The organism is Janthinobacterium sp. FT14W (genome assembly GCF_009208755.1).
GTDB classification, from domain to species: domain Bacteria; phylum Pseudomonadota; class Gammaproteobacteria; order Burkholderiales; family Burkholderiaceae_D; genus Janthinobacterium; species Janthinobacterium violaceinigrum.
Window position 1 is genome coordinate 22,463 of the sequence record NZ_WFLL01000003.1, and the last position, 17,658, is coordinate 40,120.

The window sequence follows — 17,658 nt, forward strand, 5'->3', positions numbered from 1 at the left end:
CCCCTTATTTCTTGCCGCGGCGCGAGACGATCATGGAAGTAGTACGCTTGTTGCTGCGTGTCTTCTTACCCTTAGTCTGTTGGCCCCAAGGCGAAACTGGATGACGACCAGCTGCTGTTTTACCTTCACCACCACCGTGCGGGTGATCGACCGGGTTCATGACCACACCGCGAACGGTAGGACGAACACCGCGCCAGCGCATCGCACCAGCTTTACCGATTTTACGCAGGCTGTGCTCGGCATTGCCGACTTCACCAACCGTTGCACGGCACTCGATGTGCACGCGACGTACTTCACCCGAGCGCAGACGCACTTGAGCGTAGGTACCTTCACGCGCCATCAGCACGACGCCAGCGCCGGCGGTACGTGCCATTTGGGCACCTTTACCTGGCAGCATTTCGACGCAATGCATCACGGTACCGACTGGGATGTTACGGATTGGCAAGCAGTTACCCGATTTGATCGGTGCTTCCGAACCGTTCATCACGCTGTCGCCAACGGCCATGCCCTTGGTTGCGATGATGTAGTGACGTTCGCCGTCGGCGTAGCACAGCAGAGCGATATTCGCGGTGCGGTTTGGATCGTATTCGATACGTTCCACTTTCGCTGGAATACCATCTTTGGTGCGCTTGAAGTCGATCAAGCGATAGTGTTGCTTATGACCACCACCGATATGACGGGTGGTGATGTGACCGTTGTTGTTACGACCAGCGGTCTTGGATTTCTTTTCAACCAGGGCAGCGAACGGACGACCTTTGTACAGGTCGGCATTCACCACCTTCACCATGCCGCGACGGCCTGGCGAGGTTGGTTTCATCTTAACGAGTGCCATTATGCAGCCTCCTCGGAGAAGTTGATTTCCTGGCCAGGCTTCAGGCACACGAAAGCACGCTTGGTATGGTTACGACGACCGTTGAACTTGCCGGTGCGTTTTTGCTTACCTTCGCGGTTTGCAGTTTGCACGGACAGAACTTCAACCTTGAACAGCAGTTCGACCGCTGCCTTGATTTCAGGCTTGGTTGCATCCGGCAGTACGCGGAATACAATTTGCTCGTTCTTTTCCGCGACCATGGTGGCCTTTTCGGAAATCACGGGCGCCAACAGCACCTTCATCAAGCGTTCTTCGCTATGTTTCAAAATCGCGCTCATGCCAGCATCTCCTCAATCTTGGCCAATGCAGCTTTGGTGACCAGGATCTTCTTGTAGAACACCAGGGACATCGGGTCTGCGTGACGTGGCTCAACGACGAGTACGTTAGGCAGGTTGCGCGATGCCAGTTCCAGGTTTTCGTTCAGAACGTCGGTGATGATCAGAACCGAATCAAAGCCCAGGCCGTTCAATTTTTGCGACAGCAGCTTGGTTTTTGGCGCGTCGATCGTCAGATCGTCGATGACGATCAGGCGCTCTTCGCGAGCCAGCTGCGACAGGATCGAGCAGATACCTGCGCGATACATTTTCTTGTTCACTTTGTGGGTGAAGTTTTCGTCAGGCGAGTTCGGGAAAATCCGACCACCGCCGCGCCACAGTGGCGACGACGACATACCAGCACGCGCGCGGCCGGTACCTTTTTGGCGCCATGGCTTTTTCGTCGTGTGGTGAACTTCTTCACGGTCTTTTTGCTTGCGGTTACCACTACGTGCATTCGCCTGATAAGCGATGACGACTTGGTGGATCAGCGCTTCATTGTAGTCACGGCCGAAAATCGTATCGGCTGCAGCAACGTTCGAGGCGGCTTGACCTTGCGCATTCAGAAGCTTGAGTTCCATCGTTTAAGCTCCCTTCTTGGCTTTGGTTTTGATGGCTGGCGAGACAACTACCTGGCCATTTTTCGCACCTGGAATCGCGCCTTTGACCAGCAACAGCTGACGGTCGGCATCGATACGGGCGATCACGAGGTTCTGGATCGTACGGTTAACGTCACCCAGATGACCGGTCATGCGCTTACCAGGGAAAACACGACCTGGATCTTGCGCCATACCGATGGAACCTGGAACGTTATGCGAACGCGAGTTACCGTGCGTTTGACGGCCGGAAGCGAAGTGGTAACGTTTGATAACGCCTGCATAGCCTTTACCGATGGTAACGCCTTGCACGTCGATCTTTTGACCGACTTCGAACAGGGAAGCAGCGACAACATCGCCAGCTTTCAGTTCAGCGGCTTTAGCAGCGTCAACGCGGAACTCTTTCAACAGAGTACCGGCTTCAACACCAGCTTTAGCGTGATGACCAGCAACAGCTTTGGTCACGCGGGATGCGCGACGTTGACCGAATGCGACCTGAACAGCGGAGTAGCCATCTGTTTCAGGGGTTTTGATTTGCGCAACACGGTTGTTCGATACGTCCAACACGGTGACCGGGATCGAATCCCCTTCATCCGTGAAAATGCGCATCATACCAACCTTGCGACCGAGAAGGCCTAGGCTCATTTTTTCTCCATTCCCACCTGCGATTGGGCGGGGCTTGTTTAACTACAAAGTAACGTAGGACTCAAAAAAGACGAATCCATACCGAAGCCGGCTAGTATATAGCACAAAAACCCTTGACGCAACAAGTTAACACGAGGTATGTCAAAGTGTTGCGCGACGCCCCTGCGGGAGTTGTCGGGCACCCCGAAAAATACCCCCTTCTCCAGCGCAAAGCGGCCATCCATGCGCCCTGGCGCCGCAAAAAAAGAAAGGCGCGGACCGGACTTGTCGCCCGGCTCGCGCCCAATGCTTTCGCGCCCTCATGCCCCGCCGGCCTACCGGACGGGCATGCCGCCTTAACCGCCGTGCGTGCGGTCGCAGTTGGCGGTGCAGGTGTCGAGGATCATTTGGCAGATGGGGCTGCTGCCAGCCAGGCCGCCACCGCCCGTGCAGCTGGCGACCTTTTGCCAGCAACCGGAATAGCATTGCTGCAATTCAATGCTCGTGGCATAGGCATAGCTGCCGCTCAGGCTGCAGGCGAAAAGGAAAAAAGCCAGTTTCTTGATCATGGTGCTGTCTCCAGGTTGTTATGAGTGAGGATGAAAGGCACTGCCTGGCGGCGCCAGGCCATCCTGCCTGACGCCGCCCTACTGCTCCGGTACGCTGCGCACGTCATTGCGCGCACTGCAAAAATCAATACCAAAGAGTATCGTAAACAATACCAACTTAACACCACTTATTTACCAAAACAGCAATGTTTTTATCGTATCGCCGGACCGCTCCCGGCGCTACTGCCCGCCCTTGCCTACCTGGTACCAGTCGACCTTGCGCGTGGCCACCATGATGGCCGCCAGCACGGCAAACAACAGGATGCTGCCCATTACCAGCGCATTGTTTTCCGAGTTCAGCAAACCGTACAGCGCGCCATACAGCACCGTCAGCGCCACGCCGAAGCCGATGGCGCGCCACGCGTTGTGCAGCACGTGCACCAGATAAAAGCTGGTCAGGACGATACAGGCGGCGCTGGCGATCAGGTAGGCGGCAAGGAAGGCGATGTGCTCGGCCAGGCCCACCAGCAGCAGGAAGAAGATCACCAGCGACAAGCCCACCAGCAAATACTGCACCGGATGGATGGGCAGGCTCTTCAGGATCTCGAAGATGAAGAAGGCGGCAAAGGTCAGCGCCACGAACAGCAAGCCATACTTGGTGGCGCGGTCCGATTGCGAATACACGTTGATCGGTTCGATGAAGCCCACGTTGAAGCGGTCCACCTGACCCAACGGCGCGCTGTCGGGCACCTTGAACTCGCCCTCGATCGTGCTCAGCTGCGTTTGCGCATTCGTGGCCAGCGAGGAGATGTCCCACTCGACCTGGAAGCCATCGGCGTTGATCTGGCGGTGTTTCGGCGACGGCAGGAAGCGCCCGCCAAATTGCGGATGGGGCCAGTTCGACTTGATGCTGATCTGGTTGTTTTTCGCCACCGGCACGACATGCAGGCGTTCGATGCCGTCCAGGCCCAGGTCGAACGCAAAGGGCACCTGCTGCGGCGCGGCCAGGGGCATGGCGCCGAGGGGCGCATGCAAGCCGCTGCGGAAGGCAAACAAGTCCGTTCCCTGCTCGAACTCGATCTGCCGGCCGCCCCAGCCGATTTTCGGAATATTGCGGATGCCGCGCACGTCCTCGATCGACAGGGCCACGAAAGGCTCGCCCAGGGTCACGCGCGAGTCGGGCGACTTGCGCGGCAGCTGCGTGCTGGCCGGTACCGTAAAGTCGCCCTTGAACGCATGCTGGCCACTGTAGACGAGCACCTGGTGGATGCCACGGTAGCGGCGGTCCGCCTCGATGTTGCCACTGGTTGACAGGCTGTTCGGGTAGACGAGCAGACGGCGCTGCACTGTGCGGCGCAGCAACTCCGTGCGCACAGGCAACTTTACTTCCTGTGACTTGTCATCGCCCTTGGCCACTTCCACGCGCTCTTCATACTGCTCCGTGTAGGGGATCACCAGGATGGGGCCGATGATGGTTTGTTCGCGCACCGAATCGGCGGCGATGCTGTTGATGGCTTCCTGGCGGAATTCCATCCGCTCCTTGATCGTTTCCTGGATCATCAGCAGAGGCAGGCCGATCAGCAGCATCAGGCCGAACACGATCAGCGCTTTGACGAGTAAAGTTTTTTGCATGGCGCATCCTTGAAGTAAGGCGGCCAGTGTAAAAAAGCTGTATGCGCTGACGATGCAGTCCGTGTGAAGCCGGCAAATAAAGGGCGCTCACGCCAGCGGCAGGCGCAGGCGCGCGCAGGCACCGCCCTCCGCATGATTGATTACTTCGACAGTGCCGCCATGCAGGGACGCCACTTCACGCACGAAGGGCAAGCCCAGGCCCGTGCTCTTGCCGGCGCCGGGGCGCGGCAAGGAATAAAAGCGCTCGAAGACACGCTCGAGCGCATACGCGGGTATGCCTGCGCCCCGGTCGCGCACGGCAATTTCCACCTGCACGCCCTCGCGCCACGCCGTCAGGTCGATGCAACTGCCGGGCGGCGCAAAGCCGGCCGCGTTGTCGAGCAGATTGCCCAGCGCCTGGCGCAGCAGCAGGGGATCGCCCGCCACGCTGCCCTCCTCCGCCTGCAGTTGCAGGCGCACGCCGCGCGCCGCCAGGGCGGCGGCACCATCCTGCCCCACTTGCGCCAGCAGCGGCCCCAGCGCGATGCGCTCGGGATGCTCCAGGCGCTGCTGCTTTTCCACCCGGACCAGGGCCAGCAGCTTGTCGATCAATTGGCGCTGGCGCGCATTCTGTTCCAGGATGCTGGCAAGGAACTGGCGCCGCTCGGCCGGCGGCATCTCTTCCTGCAGCAGCTCGGCCGACGCCTGGATGGCGGCGATCGGGCTTTTCAATTCATGCGCCAGCGTGTGCATCAGCTGCTCCACATATTCCTTGCCTTCCAGGCGCGTGCGCATCGCCTCCAGCGCCCGCCCCAGGGTGCCGATCTCGTTCCGGCCCAGCGCCGGCAGCGCCACCTTGCGCCCCGCTTCCACGTCGCCGATGTAATGCATCAGCTTGCCAAGCGCATGGTGCAGCCACCAGGCAAATGCCAGGCCGATCAGCAGAGACAGCAGCAACAGCACGGCGCCGCGCTGCAGGATCTTGCGCTGGCTGCGCTCGACAAACGCCTGCACGCTGGCATTCGGCTTGGCCACTGTCAGCACGCCGATCACTTCATTGCCATCGCGAATCGGCGCAGCCACGTGCATGACGGTCGACATCTCGTCATCGGGCCGGCTGCGCGTGCTGCGCGCGCCATACTTGCCCTGCAAGGTGAGGTAGACATCATTCCAGCGCGAATAGTCGCGGCCCACGTCGCGCCCGCTGGAATCGAACAGCACGATGCCGTGCCGGTCCGTGATGGTGATGCGGTAATCGAGCGTGCGCTTGCGCACGCCATTGATATTGATGTCCACGCCATGGCGCGCGTAATCCTGCATGCGCTCGGTCAAGGCCGACTGCGCCAGCTTGCCCTCCTTCATGTCCGGCGCCACCAGGCTGGCCAGCAGCTGCGAGGTATCGACCAGCGTGTCCTCCAGGGTCGAACGCACGCCCGGCTTGACCTGCTCCATGAAGACATTCAGCAGGAACCACGCGGCCAGGCCCACGACCAGGAAGTAGCCGAGCAGAATGCGCAGGCCGATCTTCATGCGCCGGCCAGGCTGTAGCCGAGGCCACGGTGGGTGTGGATGGGGTCGGCCTGCGCATCGACGGCACGCAGCTTGGCGCGCAACGATTTGACGTGCGCATCGACGGTACGGTCGAGCGTGTCGGGCGCGCCGCTCCATACGCGCTCCATCAGCTGCGCGCGCGACAGGACGTGGCCAGGATGCTCGAGCAAGGCCTTCAGCAGCAGGTATTCGTAGCGGGTCAGCTCCAGCGGCTGGCCCCGGAACAGCACGCGCGCCTCGAGCGCGCGCAACTCGAAGCACGCCGGCGCTGCTGGCGCAACGCCAGCAGCTATCGTCATGCCAGTCTCGCGGGGGGCTGGCGCGGTGCCGGCGCGGCGCAAGATGACGCGGATGCGGGCCACCAGTTCGCGCGGCGAAAACGGTTTGGTGACGTAATCGTCGGCGCCGATTTCCAGCCCGACGATGCGGTCGATTTCATCGCTGCGGGCCGTCAGGAAGATCACCGGCACGTCGGAAAACTGGCGCAGCCGGCGGCACACTTCCAGCCCGTTCATGTCGGGCAGCCCCACGTCGAGCACCACGAGCACGGGCATGCATGCGGCTTCCGCGTGCGCCGGACGCAGTGCGGCCAGCGCTTGCTCGCCCAACATCACATGGCGCGGCGCAAAGCCATCCGTGCGCAAGGCATAGGCGATGCTGTCGGCAATCGCCTGTTCATCTTCCACGATCAGGACAGTCTTGGACATGGCGGCGGCACGCAGTAATGGACAAGCCCGGAGTATCCCTGAAGCGGGCAAGCGGCGTCAATCGCGCGCCTTGCCGTGCGCCCGCGGAAAGCCGCCCATGCCAAAAAAACTTATAGTATATTTATCACAGCATGACTCCACCGATACACCGTGTCCAACACCCGTCCGAGGAGACTATGAAGACCCATACCATCAGCCTGCTATGCGCTGTCAGCCTGCTGGCCGCCTGCGCGGCGCCCGCGACACTCGCCACCTCCAATGCGCAACACGACGCCTGCAACGCGGCCGAACTCAAAGGCCAGCTAGGCGAAGCAGAACTGGCCTGCGTACAGGCGCTGCAAAGCGCCGAGCAGGCCGGGGCCAGCGCGGACATCCTCTCGCAGCGCCAGTACAACCTGGGCCGCATCAAGCGCTTGCAGGGCAAGAATACGGAAGCGGAGCAACTGTTCCGGCAGGCGCTGGCCACGGAAGAGGCGGCGCAGCCACGCAGCGATGCGCGCGTCGGCCGCCGCATGGTGGAACTGGCGTCGGCGCTGGCGGCGCAAGGCAAGTGGCAGGAAGGCACGGGCTACCTGGAACGCGTGCTGCCGCTGCTGCCGAAGCTGTCGCCAGCCTCGCGCACCTATTCGGCAGAGGTGCTGCGCCAGTACGCCAGGCAACTGCAGAGCGGCCCGCAAGCGGGACTGGGCGGGCGCTTTGAGGCCGTGGCGGCCAGCCTGCAATAAGGCTTCGGAGCCCGGCCTAGGGCTGGGCGACGTGGATGCTGGCCTTGATGTGCTTGAGGTGGGCCACGATGGTGAACGTCATCACCACCAGCAGCGACCACGAGCTCCATTTGCTGACATGCACCGCCGACCAGGCGCCAAGCTGGTTCGGGTAGCGCCACACGCCCCAGAAGGTGCTGATGTTTTCGGCCAGCCAGATAAAGAAGCCGACCAGCACGAAACCGAGCAGCAAGGGCATGCTGCGGTCGCGGTCGAGCGGACGGAACACCACGGTCGTGCGCGCGTACAGGCCCAGCGCGCAGGCGGCCAGGTACCAGCGATAGTCGCCGATGTAGTGGTGGGTGAAGAAGTTGGCGTAGATCAGCAGCGCGATCAGCACCGCCATCCAGTACGGCGGATGGTGGCGTATCCGCATATCGAGCAGGCGCCAGGTCTGGATGATGTAGCTGCCGACGGCCGCGTACATGAAGCCGGAAAACAGGGGGACGCCAAGCACCTTGCTGTAGGCGAAGTCGGGATAGCTCCACGACTGGATCGTCCCCGATACCTTGAACACTTCCAGCGCGAAGCCCACCGCATGAAACAGGCAGATGGCTTTCAGCTCATCCCACGTTTCCAGTCCGCTCCAGACCATCGCGGCCTGGATCGCCAGCGCCACCAGCAGCAGCACGTCATAGCGCGGCAGGCCGAACAGGCCGGCGCGGGGCACCAGGAACACGGCAGCAAAAAACAGCCCCACGAACAGGCACGACCTCGCCTCCTTGATGCCGAAATACAGGAATTCGGTCAGGAAACGGGGCCAGCCGCGCAAGCGCTGGCGTGGAGTCGCATTTAACAGGTGGGTATCGAGGGCATTGAGCATGCAGCAACTTTATCGGCGGGCTGCTGCACTGTAAAGCGGTTTTGCACGCGCACGCCGGTGTCGGCCATGCGCCAATGGCAATGGGGCCGGGCGCACTCACGATCGTGAGCAGGCCCGGCCCCATCATCAGGCAGCGGGACGCCCCGCCAGCCCGGAACAGCTGTCACCACCTGATGCTACGGCGCTGACAACTGCCCTGGAAACTCTTATTGCAGTTTGATTTCGACATCAACACCAGCTGGCAGGTCCAGCTTCATCAGCGCGTCAACGGTTTTGTCCGTTGGGTCAACGATGTCCATCAGGCGTTGGTGCGTACGGATCTCGAACTGATCGCGCGAAGTTTTGTTGACGTGCGGGGAACGCAGCACATCGAAACGTTGAATACGGGTAGGCAGTGGTACTGGGCCTTTGACGACAGCGCCGGTGCGCTTCGCGGTTTCAACGATTTCCAGAGCGGACTGGTCGATCAGTTTGTAATCGAAAGCCTTCAGGCGGATACGGATTTTTTGGTTTGGTGCCGACATGATATTTCCTTAAAAGAACGAACCGCGCGGTGTGCACGGCAATGAGGTCATACGGGGAATTTCTGACGCAACAACCGTCAGGGTCGACATGATAGCACCAAAATGCTTGCCAACCCCGGCAGTTGAATAAAAAGAAGGGCGCCGGGCGACGACGCGTCTTCTTTTCTAATCGCTTAGTAATTAAGCGATGATTTTGGCAACCACGCCGGCGCCGACGGTACGGCCGCCTTCGCGGATAGCGAAGCGCAGACCTTCTTCCATCGCGATCGGGTTGATCAGCTTGACGGTGATCGACACGTTATCGCCTGGCATGACCATTTCTTTGTCTGCTGGCAACTCGATCGAACCGGTTACGTCCGTCGTACGGAAGTAGAACTGTGGACGATAGTTGTTGAAGAATGGCGTATGACGGCCGCCTTCGTCTTTCGACAGAACATAGATCTCGCCGGTGAAGTGGGCGTGCGGCTTGATCGAGCCTGGTTTTGCCAGAACTTGACCACGTTGCACGTCTTCACGCTTGGTGCCGCGCAGCAGCAGACCAACGTTGTCGCCTGCTTGACCCTGGTCCAGCAGCTTGCGGAACATTTCCACGCCGGTGCAAGTCGTTTTGACGGTATCGGTGATACCGACGATTTCGATCTCTTCGCCGACCTTGATGATGCCGCGCTCGATACGACCGGTCACCACGGTACCGCGACCCGAGATCGAGAACACGTCTTCCACTGGCATCAGGAAGGCACCGTCAACAGCGCGCTCTGGCGTTGGGATGTAGGCATCCAGCGCATCGGCCAGACGCAGCACTGCGTCAACGCCCATTTCGCCTTCTTTGCCTTCCAGCGCCATACGTGCCGAACCTTTGATGATTGGCAGGTCGTCGCCTGGGAATTCGTACTTCGACAACAGCTCGCGCACTTCCATTTCAACCAGTTCCAGCAGCTCTGCGTCGTCGACCAGGTCGCACTTGTTCAGGAACACGATGATGTATGGAACGCCAACTTGGCGGGCCAGCAGGATGTGTTCGCGGGTCTGTGGCATTGGGCCGTCAGCTGCGGAGCACACCAGGATCGCGCCGTCCATCTGCGCAGCACCGGTAATCATGTTCTTGATGTAATCGGCGTGGCCTGGGCAGTCAACGTGCGCGTAGTGACGCGTTTCCGTTTCGTACTCGACGTGGGCGGTGTTAATCGTGATACCGCGCGCTTTTTCTTCTGGCGCTGCATCGATCTGGTCGTATGCTTTAGCTTCGCCGCCGAATTTCTTCGACAGAACCGTTGCGATTGCAGCGGTCAGCGTGGTTTTACCGTGGTCGACGTGGCCGATGGTGCCGACGTTGACGTGCGGCTTGGTCCGTTCGAATTTACCTTTTGCCATTTTATTCTTCCTTAGAACAATGATTTAAATGTAGGGACCGGCATTCTCGTGAAAGCCGGCCCGGAACTTCTATTACTTAGCTTTCGAGCTTACGATTGCTTCAGTCACATGCTTAGGTGCTTCAGCATAGTGCTTGAATTCCATCGTGTAAGTCGCACGACCTTGGGTCGACGAACGCAACGATGTGGCGTAACCGAACATTTCCGACAGAGGTACTTCGGCCTTGATGATCTTGCCGCCACCGCCAGCAATTTCATCCATACCTTGCACCATGCCGCGACGCGACGACAGATCGCCCATCACGGTACCGGCGTAATCTTCCGGCGTTTCCACTTCCACGGCCATCATCGGCTCCAGGATGACTGGCGATGCTTTGCGGCAGCCATCTTTGAATGCCATCGAAGCGGCCATGCGGAATGCATTTTCGTTCGAGTCAACATCATGGTACGAACCGAAGAACAGCGTGACTTTAACGTCAACGACCGGGTAACCAGCCATCACGCCCGAAGTCAGCGTGTCGCGCACACCTTTTTCAACTGCAGGGATGTATTCGCGAGGAACGGTACCGCCCTTGATCGCGTCAACGAATTCGAAGCCCTTGCCCGGTTCTTGCGGTTCGATCTTCAGAACCACGTGACCGTATTGACCACGACCACCCGATTGCTTGACGAATTTGCCTTCCGACTCTTCGCACACTTTACGGATCGTTTCGCGGTAAGCCACTTGTGGCTTGCCGACGGTCGCTTCAACGTTGAATTCGCGCTTCATGCGGTCAACGATGATGTCCAGATGCAACTCGCCCATACCGGCGATGATGGTCTGGCCCGATTCTTCATCGGTACGCACGCGGAACGACGGATCTTCTGCTGCCAGACGGTTCAGCGCCAGGCCCATTTTTTCCTGGTCGGCCTTGGTTTTTGGCTCAACTGCCTGGGAAATCACTGGCTCAGGGAAGACCATGCGCTCCAGAACCACGCTTGCCTTGTCGTCGCAAAGCGTATCGCCAGTGGTGGTGTCTTTCAGACCCACAACGGCGGCGATGTCGCCAGCGCGCATTTCCTTGATCTCTTCGCGTTCGTTCGCTTGCATCTGCACGATACGGCCGATACGCTCTTTCTTCTGCTTCACGGAGTTCAACACCGAGTCGCCCGAATTCAGAGTACCCGAGTAGCAACGGATGAAGCACAGCTGACCCACGAACGGATCGGTTGCGATCTTGAATGCCAGCGCCGAGAATTTCTCGTTGTCGTCAGCTTTACGCTCGACAGGCTGCTCATCTTCATCCAGACCAGGTACTGGCGGAATGTCGATAGGCGATGGCAGGTACTCGATGACCGCGTCCAACATTGCTTGTACGCCCTTGTTTTTAAAGGCGGTACCGCACAACATTGGAACGATTTCGCTGGCGATGGTACGTTGACGCAGAGCAGCCTTGATCTCGGCTTCCGACAGGTCGCCTTCTTCCAGGTACTTGTTCATCAGGTCTTCCGACGCTTCAGCAGCGGCTTCGACCATGTTCTCGCGCCACTTGGCAGCATCAGCGGCCAGGTGTGCAGGAATGTCTTCGTATTCAAACTTCATGCCTTGCGAAGCGTCGTCCCAAATGACGGCTTTCATCTTGACCAGATCGATAACACCGGTGAAGACGTCTTCAGCGCCGATAGGCATCTGAATAGGCACTGGGTTTGCTTTCAGACGCGAACGCATCTGATCGTAGACCTTGAAGAAGTTGGCGCCGGTACGGTCCATCTTGTTCACGAAGGCCAGACGTGGCACTTTGTACTTGTTAGCCTGACGCCATACCGTTTCCGATTGTGGCTGCACGCCGCCGACTGCACAGTAAACCATGCAGGCGCCATCCAACACGCGCATCGAACGTTCCACTTCAATGGTGAAGTCAACGTGGCCTGGGGTGTCGATGATGTTGATGTGGTGAGCTGGGAAGTTGTTAGCCATGCCTTTCCAGAAGCACGTAACAGCAGCCGAGGTAATCGTGATACCGCGCTCTTGCTCTTGTGCCATCCAGTCGGTGGTGGCAGCGCCATCATGGACTTCGCCCAGCTTGTGGTTCACGCCTGTGTAGAACAGGACGCGCTCGGTCGTGGTCGTCTTACCTGCATCGATGTGAGCGGAGATACCGATATTACGATAGCGCTCAATGGGGGTCTTGCGGGCCATAATTAATCCTAAATGAATGGACAAAACCGAGCAGCATTTTTTTGCAAAAATGAGCCCGGCCTCGAACAACAGATGCTTGACAGCCGCCTTGCGGTAGCTGGCTTTATATTAGAAGCGGAAATGCGAGAACGCTTTGTTCGCTTCAGCCATACGATGGACTTCGTCGCGTTTTTTCATCGCGCCGCCGCGGCTTTCAGCCGCTTCCATCAGCTCACCGCCGAGGCGTTGTGGCATCGACTTTTCGCTGCGCTTGTTAGCAGCTTCACGCAACCAACGCATGGACAGAGCCATACGACGGACTGGGCGAACTTCGACCGGCACCTGGTAGTTTGCACCACCGACGCGACGGGATTTCACCTCAACCAACGGCTTGGCGTTGTTGATTGCGGTAGCAAAAACTTCGAGCGGATCTTTGCCCGATTTTGCTGCGATGTGCTCGAAAGCACCGTAGATGATGTTTTCTGCAACCGATTTCTTACCGGACAGCATCAGCACGTTTACAAATTTAGCGACATCAGTGTTGCCGAATTTTGGATCTGGCAAAATTTCGCGCTTGGGTACTTCACGACGACGTGGCATATCAATTCCTTTCAATCTTCAGTTGAGCGCGCGTTCTTCGCACACTCGCGGACGACCATCATAGTCTTCCACTTACTCGACCAGATGCGGTCGACTACATTCACTTAGCTAGTTGCCACTGAGCGAAACTTGGGTTTGCTGCGTACAACTTATTACTTCTTGCCTGCTTTAGCGCGCTTGGTGCCGTACTTCGAACGCGATTGCTTACGGTCTTTAACGCCTTGGGTATCCAGGGCACCGCGAACCATGTGGTAACGCACACCCGGCAAATCCTTAACGCGACCGCCGCGCAGCAGCACAACACTATGCTCTTGCAGGTTATGGCCTTCACCGCCAATGTACGAAATCACTTCGAAACCATTGGTCAGACGAACTTTAGCGACTTTACGCAGAGCCGAGTTAGGCTTCTTTGGAGTCGTGGTGTAAACACGTGTGCAGACGCCACGTTTTTGCGGGCTGTTTTCCAGCGCCGGCGATTTGCTCTTCACGGTCAAAGCGACGCGTGGATTGCGAATCAATTGATTGATGGTTGGCATCGTTATAAATCCAACAAAAAACTACGATTAATAACCCGGGCAAGATGCCCGGCGACTAAAACCTCGTCCCGCTTTCATCTACTGCGCACCGGAGGCGCCCGCAGCCACTCGATAAGGAGCGGCCATGAAATGCCAAGCAATACGTAAACGATGAGCAGAATAAAATCGAGAACTCGCTAGTTTAGACCTTGTGTTACAGGGGGTCAATCAGTTTACCGCTTTTTGCTATAAAAAAAGGCAAAAAAGCGGCTTGTTTGTGGCATTTTGACTAATCTTTGACGCCCGGGCGCGCACGTTGGCACCGCACGGCTATTAATGATTTGACATTCTTTCTCTGCGGCAAAGCATCGCACGGACGCACTCTTGTATGACCGCAACACAACAAAAGGATTGATAATAGCGGACATTTTTCGCTGCGTTCCCGCCCCCTTTATGCACCCCTTGCTTCGCCCCGCCAATCTGTTCCTGCTCCTGACCTATGCCTTGCTGACGGCCGTGCCCTTCATCCCCGCGCTGCTGGGACGTCCCCTCGAGCATCCCTGGCAGATGCTCACGTTCGAGCTGTTGGCCTGGCTGGCCGTCTGGAGCATCTTCAAGCGCCCCGCGTACTTCCACTGGCTGCTGGTGCCCGCCTTCCTCGCCCTGCCGACGGAAATCTATCTGTTCATCTTCTATGGTCAGGGCATTTCCACGCACCACCTGGGCATCATCTTCGAAACCAGTCCCAAGGAAGCGATGGAATTCCTCGGGCAAAAAGTGTGGCTGATGGGCGCCGTCATGCTGGGCGTGATCGCCTGGTGCGCTGCCAGCTGGCTGGCGGCCGCGCGCACCCGCGCGCTCGACTGGCGCGGCAAGACGCGCCCGGCGGCCTTCGTGCTGCTGATCCTGCTGGGCGGTTTCTGGTGGTATGGCTACGAATTCGGTTTCGAGGCCAAGGTCCTGCATAGCGCCGCCGCGTCCGCCAAGGCCGGCAAGGCGTCGGCGGGCGGCAAGGCGGGCGCCTCCGGCTTCGGCGACGCCAGCTCGGCCGACGACGAGGCGGCCGAGGAAGACGACGAAAGCAGCAAGCCGGAAAACGCCAGCGTCGCCGGTGCCGATGAAACGGGACTGGGCTGGCCCAGCCTGCCCCACTGGGCGCGCCTGCCCTACGCCTTCGACACCGTCAGCAATTCCTGGCCCTTCGGCCTGGCCGCGCGCGGCTTCGATTTCTACAAGGAGCGCAAATACCTGGCCGAACTGGGACAGAAAAGCAGCAGCTTCCGTTTCGGCGCGCACCAGCAAAATCCCGATCCCCATCCGGAAGTGGTGGTCATGGTGATCGGCGAATCGTCGCGCTACGACCGCTGGAGCCTGAATGGCTACGAACGCGACACCAATCCCCTGCTGAAACAGGAAAGCAATCTGGTGCCGCTGGCCGACGTCATCACGGCCGTCTCCGCCACGCGCCTGTCCGTGCCCGTCATCATCTCGCGCAAGCCGGCCACGCAAAGCCTGAAGGATGGCTTCTCGGAAAAATCCTTCCTCACCGCCTACAAGGAGGCCGGCTTCAAGACCTACTGGCTGTCGAACCAGATCTCGTTCGGCCAGTTCGATACGCCCGTCTCCGTGTTTGCCAAGGAAGCGGACGTGGTGCAATTCCTGAACCTGGGCGGCTTTACCAACAATTCGAACTTCGACCAGATCCTGTTCGATCCGTTCAAGAATGCGCTGGCCGATCCAGCGCCGAAAAAACTCATCGTGCTGCACACCCTGGGCAGCCACTGGAACTACAGCCAGCGCTATCCAAAGTCCTTCGACAAATGGCAGCCGTCGCTGTTCGGCGTCGACAAGCCCGTCTACACGGACACGGCCATCAAGCCCCAGCTGAACAACAGCTACGACAGCTCCATCCTGTACACGGACTGGTTCCTGTCGAACGTGATCGGCATGCTGAAGGACGATGGCCAGCGCACTGCCCTGCGCAGCTCGCTCGTCTACGTGGCCGACCATGGCCAGACCCTGTACGACGGCACGTGCCGCCTGGCCTTCCACGGGCATAACACGCAGTTCGAATTCCACGTGCCCGCCTTCGTCTGGTATTCGCCGCAGTTCCAGCAGCACTATCCGGACAAGGTGGCGCAGCTGCAGCGCCACCAGAAGGCGCGCCTGTCGACGGAAAACATGTTCCACACCCTGCTCGACCTGGGCGACATCCGCTTTGCCGGCGAACAGCCCGAGTGGAGCATCGCCAGCCCCCGCTTCAAGCAGCACAAGCGCTACGTCGACAGCTACGGCTGGACCAACTACGACAACGCCATCATCCGCGGCGATTGCCGCGAAGTGATCGACAAGAGCACGCCGGAGCAGCAGGACAAGTAAGGGCGGCCATCAGACCCGTTCCAGCACGCCGCCGCAATCGGCCGGTTGCGCCATGTGCGTGCTGAGCCAGTCGAAGACGCGCCCCGCCTTGTCCGCAATGCGGGCGTCAAAGCCGCGCTGCGCCAGCAGGGCGATGCCATTCGTGGCCTGCAGCACGCCGGACGCCAGCTGCAGCGCGCCCTTGTCATCGCGGCGCACGCACCACGGCGCCAGGCAGTCTTCCAGCAGCGGCCCCAGCACCAGGTTGTGCGACGAGACGATCACCAGGTGCTGCGCCGCCAGGCTGTGCAGCACGGCCGCGGCCGCGGCCACCGATTCGAGGTGGTTCGTGCCGCGGAAAATCTCGTCGATCAGGAACAGCGCCGGCGCGCCTTCCTCGGCCAGCGCCAGCAATTCGCGCGCGCGCCGCAATTCGGCAATATATAGACTTTCGCCGCCATCGAGCGAGTCCTCGTTCTGCATGCTCGAATACAGGGGCAGCATGGGCACGCGGGCCGCCTGCGCATGGCAAAAGCCGAAGGCGCGCGCACTGATCAGATTGAGCCCCACGCCGCGCAGCAAGGTACTTTTTCCCACCGCATTCTGCCCCGAAATAAAAGCGCCACTGCCATCGAGCCGCAGCGACAGCGGCTTGGCGTTTTCCAGCAACGGATGCACCATGGCGTCGAGCGACAGCTGCCGCGCATCGCTTTCCTGCGCCCAGCAGAACTGCGCGCGGCCGCGCAGGTGGCGCGCCAGGGCCAGATCCGCTTCCAGGTCGGCCAGCAGCAGGAAGCTCTGGCGCAAGAAGGCGCGCTCGCGCCGCACCACGCGCAGGCTGTGAAAGTAGCGCCGGATATTGCCCAGCATGAGCCAGTCGTCATATTCGCTCAGCAGGGGAATCATCTTGATCCAGCGCACTGGCGTGATCTGCCGCTTGATCACGCCGGCAGCCCGCCCGCCTTCCCGCAGGTCCGCCGTGAACGCCGTCTCGAGCGCCCCCAGTCGGCCGTGCACCAGCAGTATCTGCTGCAAGGTAAAGACGCTGCGCTCCCACGGTTTGCAACGGTCGTGAAAACGCATCTGCAACGCCATCAGCAAGAACCAGACGGGTACCGCGACGGCCCATGCCAGCGGCGCAAACAGCCACGCGGCCAGCAGCGACGCCAGCAGCGCCAGGGTCGGCAGCAGCAGCCAGCGGCTCCACCACGGTGCTACCGGCGGCGCTGCGCCGCACAGCAGCGCCGCCACTTCCATGTCGGCCATGCGCAGCGGCAGCATGGCTTGCTCGAGCGACGCCTGCTGGGCCGGCGCGGCCAGCAGCGCAGCGATGCGCGCGCGCGAGGCGGCATCCGCCGTACCGCTGGCCAGGCGCTGATGCAATCGCTGCTGGCCGAGAATGCTGGCCTGCGTGGCAAGTTGCGCATGGTAGGCGTCCAGCAGCATTTCATCCCACGTCTGGTCGTCGAGCTGGGGCAAACCGCCCTCGATCCTTTGCAACATGGCGATGTCGCTGGCGGCAAATGGATAGTCGAGTTCCGCCGGTTCGGGCAGGCTGGCAAACTGACGCAGCCAGGGGCGCAGGCGGGCAAAAAGGGAGGGCGAAGGCGACATCATGCTCCAAGGAAGGGGGCCAGCATGGCGCCGCGCGCCATCACTGCATGGGCAGCAGTTCAGGTCGATTGCCAGAATATCAAGATCCATGCACAAACGCCGCGACGGTG

General features: G+C 59.8%; 17 protein-coding genes. 2 read left to right on the forward strand and 15 right to left on the reverse strand.

Features of this window, described 5'->3' with window-relative positions:
- Nucleotides 1-4: 4 nt before the first annotated feature.
- The 8 genes from rplB to creB all read right to left on the reverse strand — a co-directional run bounded on the left by rplB (nucleotide 5) and on the right by creB (nucleotide 6,822).
- Entirely contained in the window at nucleotides 5-832 is an 828-nt protein-coding gene (gene rplB, locus GCN74_RS03690) for a 50S ribosomal protein L2 (protein ID WP_034753198.1), read from the reverse strand.
- A complete protein-coding gene (rplW, locus tag GCN74_RS03695) occupies nucleotides 832-1,149 on the reverse strand; it encodes a 50S ribosomal protein L23 (RefSeq protein WP_010394398.1) in 318 nt (105 codons plus the stop codon). The genes rplB and rplW overlap by 1 nt, the downstream gene beginning before the upstream one ends.
- A complete protein-coding gene (rplD, locus tag GCN74_RS03700) occupies nucleotides 1,146-1,766 on the reverse strand; it encodes a 50S ribosomal protein L4 (protein WP_034753197.1) in 621 nt (206 codons plus the stop codon). Before rplD ends, rplW begins: the two co-directional genes overlap by 4 nt.
- A 3-nt stretch (nucleotides 1,767-1,769) precedes the next feature.
- A complete protein-coding gene (gene rplC, locus GCN74_RS03705) occupies nucleotides 1,770-2,426 on the reverse strand; it encodes a 50S ribosomal protein L3 (protein ID WP_076565200.1) in 657 nt (218 codons plus the stop codon).
- Between the two features lie 335 nt (nucleotides 2,427-2,761).
- Complete coding sequence (locus tag GCN74_RS03710; protein WP_152255396.1) at nucleotides 2,762-2,974, reverse strand: hypothetical protein; 213 nt, start codon at nucleotides 2,972-2,974, stop codon at nucleotides 2,762-2,764.
- Nucleotides 2,975-3,193: 219 nt separating this feature from the next.
- Entirely contained in the window at nucleotides 3,194-4,585 is a 1,392-nt protein-coding gene (gene creD / locus GCN74_RS03715; RefSeq protein WP_152255397.1) for a cell envelope integrity protein CreD, read from the reverse strand.
- Nucleotides 4,586-4,672: 87 nt separating this feature from the next.
- Nucleotides 4,673-6,094 (reverse strand): two-component system sensor histidine kinase CreC, encoded by a 1,422-nt coding sequence (gene creC, locus GCN74_RS03720; RefSeq protein ID WP_152255398.1) that lies wholly within the window; start codon nucleotides 6,092-6,094, stop codon nucleotides 4,673-4,675.
- On the reverse strand, nucleotides 6,091-6,822 hold the full coding sequence (gene creB / locus GCN74_RS03725) for a two-component system response regulator CreB (RefSeq protein ID WP_152255399.1): 732 nt from the start codon (nucleotides 6,820-6,822) through the stop codon (nucleotides 6,091-6,093). The genes creC and creB overlap by 4 nt, the downstream gene beginning before the upstream one ends.
- 176 nt (nucleotides 6,823-6,998) lie before the next feature.
- Here creB and GCN74_RS03730 point away from each other — a divergent pair, with 176 nt between their 5' ends.
- Nucleotides 6,999-7,547, forward strand: a complete 549-nt coding sequence (locus tag GCN74_RS03730) for a tetratricopeptide repeat protein (protein ID WP_193316952.1) — start codon at nucleotides 6,999-7,001, stop codon at nucleotides 7,545-7,547.
- A 16-nt stretch (nucleotides 7,548-7,563) separates the two neighbouring features.
- Here the strand turns inward: GCN74_RS03730 and GCN74_RS03735 are convergent, their stop codons facing one another.
- From GCN74_RS03735 to rpsL, 6 genes are all read right to left on the reverse strand, one after another.
- Nucleotides 7,564-8,409 (reverse strand): DUF817 domain-containing protein, encoded by an 846-nt coding sequence (locus tag GCN74_RS03735; RefSeq protein ID WP_152255401.1) that lies wholly within the window; start codon nucleotides 8,407-8,409, stop codon nucleotides 7,564-7,566.
- Nucleotides 8,410-8,615: 206 nt separating this feature from the next.
- Entirely contained in the window at nucleotides 8,616-8,933 is a 318-nt protein-coding gene (gene rpsJ, locus GCN74_RS03740; RefSeq protein ID WP_010394389.1) for a 30S ribosomal protein S10, read from the reverse strand.
- Nucleotides 8,934-9,113: 180 nt separating this feature from the next.
- Nucleotides 9,114-10,304 (reverse strand): elongation factor Tu, encoded by a 1,191-nt coding sequence (gene tuf / locus GCN74_RS03745; protein ID WP_152255402.1) that lies wholly within the window; start codon nucleotides 10,302-10,304, stop codon nucleotides 9,114-9,116.
- A 72-nt stretch (nucleotides 10,305-10,376) separates the two neighbouring features.
- Complete coding sequence (gene fusA / locus GCN74_RS03750; protein WP_131378985.1) at nucleotides 10,377-12,482, reverse strand: elongation factor G; 2,106 nt, start codon at nucleotides 12,480-12,482, stop codon at nucleotides 10,377-10,379.
- 108 nt (nucleotides 12,483-12,590) lie between these two features.
- Nucleotides 12,591-13,061: a 30S ribosomal protein S7 gene (gene rpsG / locus GCN74_RS03755; RefSeq protein WP_010394377.1), complete on the reverse strand. Its 471-nt coding sequence runs from the start codon at nucleotides 13,059-13,061 to the stop codon at nucleotides 12,591-12,593.
- Nucleotides 13,062-13,213: 152 nt separating this feature from the next.
- Nucleotides 13,214-13,597 carry a 30S ribosomal protein S12 gene (rpsL, locus tag GCN74_RS03760; protein ID WP_010394376.1) on the reverse strand — a complete coding sequence of 128 codons (384 nt, stop codon included), beginning with the start codon at nucleotides 13,595-13,597 and terminating at the stop codon, nucleotides 13,214-13,216.
- 432 nt (nucleotides 13,598-14,029) lie between these two features.
- Between rpsL and GCN74_RS03765 the strand changes: the two genes are divergently transcribed.
- The gene (locus GCN74_RS03765) at nucleotides 14,030-15,955 is read left to right on the forward strand and encodes a phosphoethanolamine transferase (RefSeq protein WP_193316953.1); all 1,926 of its coding nucleotides are present in this window, start codon (nucleotides 14,030-14,032) and stop codon (nucleotides 15,953-15,955) included.
- A gap of 9 nt (nucleotides 15,956-15,964) precedes the next feature.
- Here the strand turns inward: GCN74_RS03765 and GCN74_RS03770 are convergent, their stop codons facing one another.
- The gene (locus GCN74_RS03770; protein WP_152255522.1) at nucleotides 15,965-17,548 is read right to left on the reverse strand and encodes a MutS-related protein; all 1,584 of its coding nucleotides are present in this window, start codon (nucleotides 17,546-17,548) and stop codon (nucleotides 15,965-15,967) included.
- Nucleotides 17,549-17,658 lie beyond the last annotated feature (110 nt).

Bases quoted from the DNA above. Each gene is read 5' to 3' on its own strand.
- rplB (WP_034753198.1), bottom strand. From the start codon at position 832: ATGGCACTCGTTAAGATGAAACCAACCTCGCCAGGCCGTCGCGGCATG.
- rplW (WP_010394398.1), bottom strand. From the start codon at position 1,149: ATGAGCGCGATTTTGAAACATAGCGAAGAACGCTTGATGAAGGTGCTG.
- rplD (WP_034753197.1), bottom strand. From the start codon at position 1,766: ATGGAACTCAAGCTTCTGAATGCGCAAGGTCAAGCCGCCTCGAACGTT.
- rplC (WP_076565200.1), bottom strand. From the start codon at position 2,426: ATGAGCCTAGGCCTTCTCGGTCGCAAGGTTGGTATGATGCGCATTTTC.
- GCN74_RS03710 (WP_152255396.1), bottom strand. From the start codon at position 2,974: ATGATCAAGAAACTGGCTTTTTTCCTTTTCGCCTGCAGCCTGAGCGGC.
- creD (WP_152255397.1), bottom strand. From the start codon at position 4,585: ATGCAAAAAACTTTACTCGTCAAAGCGCTGATCGTGTTCGGCCTGATG.
- creC (WP_152255398.1), bottom strand. From the start codon at position 6,094: ATGAAGATCGGCCTGCGCATTCTGCTCGGCTACTTCCTGGTCGTGGGC.
- creB (WP_152255399.1), bottom strand. From the start codon at position 6,822: ATGTCCAAGACTGTCCTGATCGTGGAAGATGAACAGGCGATTGCCGAC.
- GCN74_RS03730 (WP_193316952.1), top strand. From the start codon at position 6,999: ATGAAGACCCATACCATCAGCCTGCTATGCGCTGTCAGCCTGCTGGCC.
- GCN74_RS03735 (WP_152255401.1), bottom strand. From the start codon at position 8,409: ATGCTCAATGCCCTCGATACCCACCTGTTAAATGCGACTCCACGCCAG.
- rpsJ (WP_010394389.1), bottom strand. From the start codon at position 8,933: ATGTCGGCACCAAACCAAAAAATCCGTATCCGCCTGAAGGCTTTCGAT.
- tuf (WP_152255402.1), bottom strand. From the start codon at position 10,304: ATGGCAAAAGGTAAATTCGAACGGACCAAGCCGCACGTCAACGTCGGC.
- fusA (WP_131378985.1), bottom strand. From the start codon at position 12,482: ATGGCCCGCAAGACCCCCATTGAGCGCTATCGTAATATCGGTATCTCC.
- rpsG (WP_010394377.1), bottom strand. From the start codon at position 13,061: ATGCCACGTCGTCGTGAAGTACCCAAGCGCGAAATTTTGCCAGATCCA.
- rpsL (WP_010394376.1), bottom strand. From the start codon at position 13,597: ATGCCAACCATCAATCAATTGATTCGCAATCCACGCGTCGCTTTGACC.
- GCN74_RS03765 (WP_193316953.1), top strand. From the start codon at position 14,030: ATGCACCCCTTGCTTCGCCCCGCCAATCTGTTCCTGCTCCTGACCTAT.
- GCN74_RS03770 (WP_152255522.1), bottom strand. From the start codon at position 17,548: ATGTCGCCTTCGCCCTCCCTTTTTGCCCGCCTGCGCCCCTGGCTGCGT.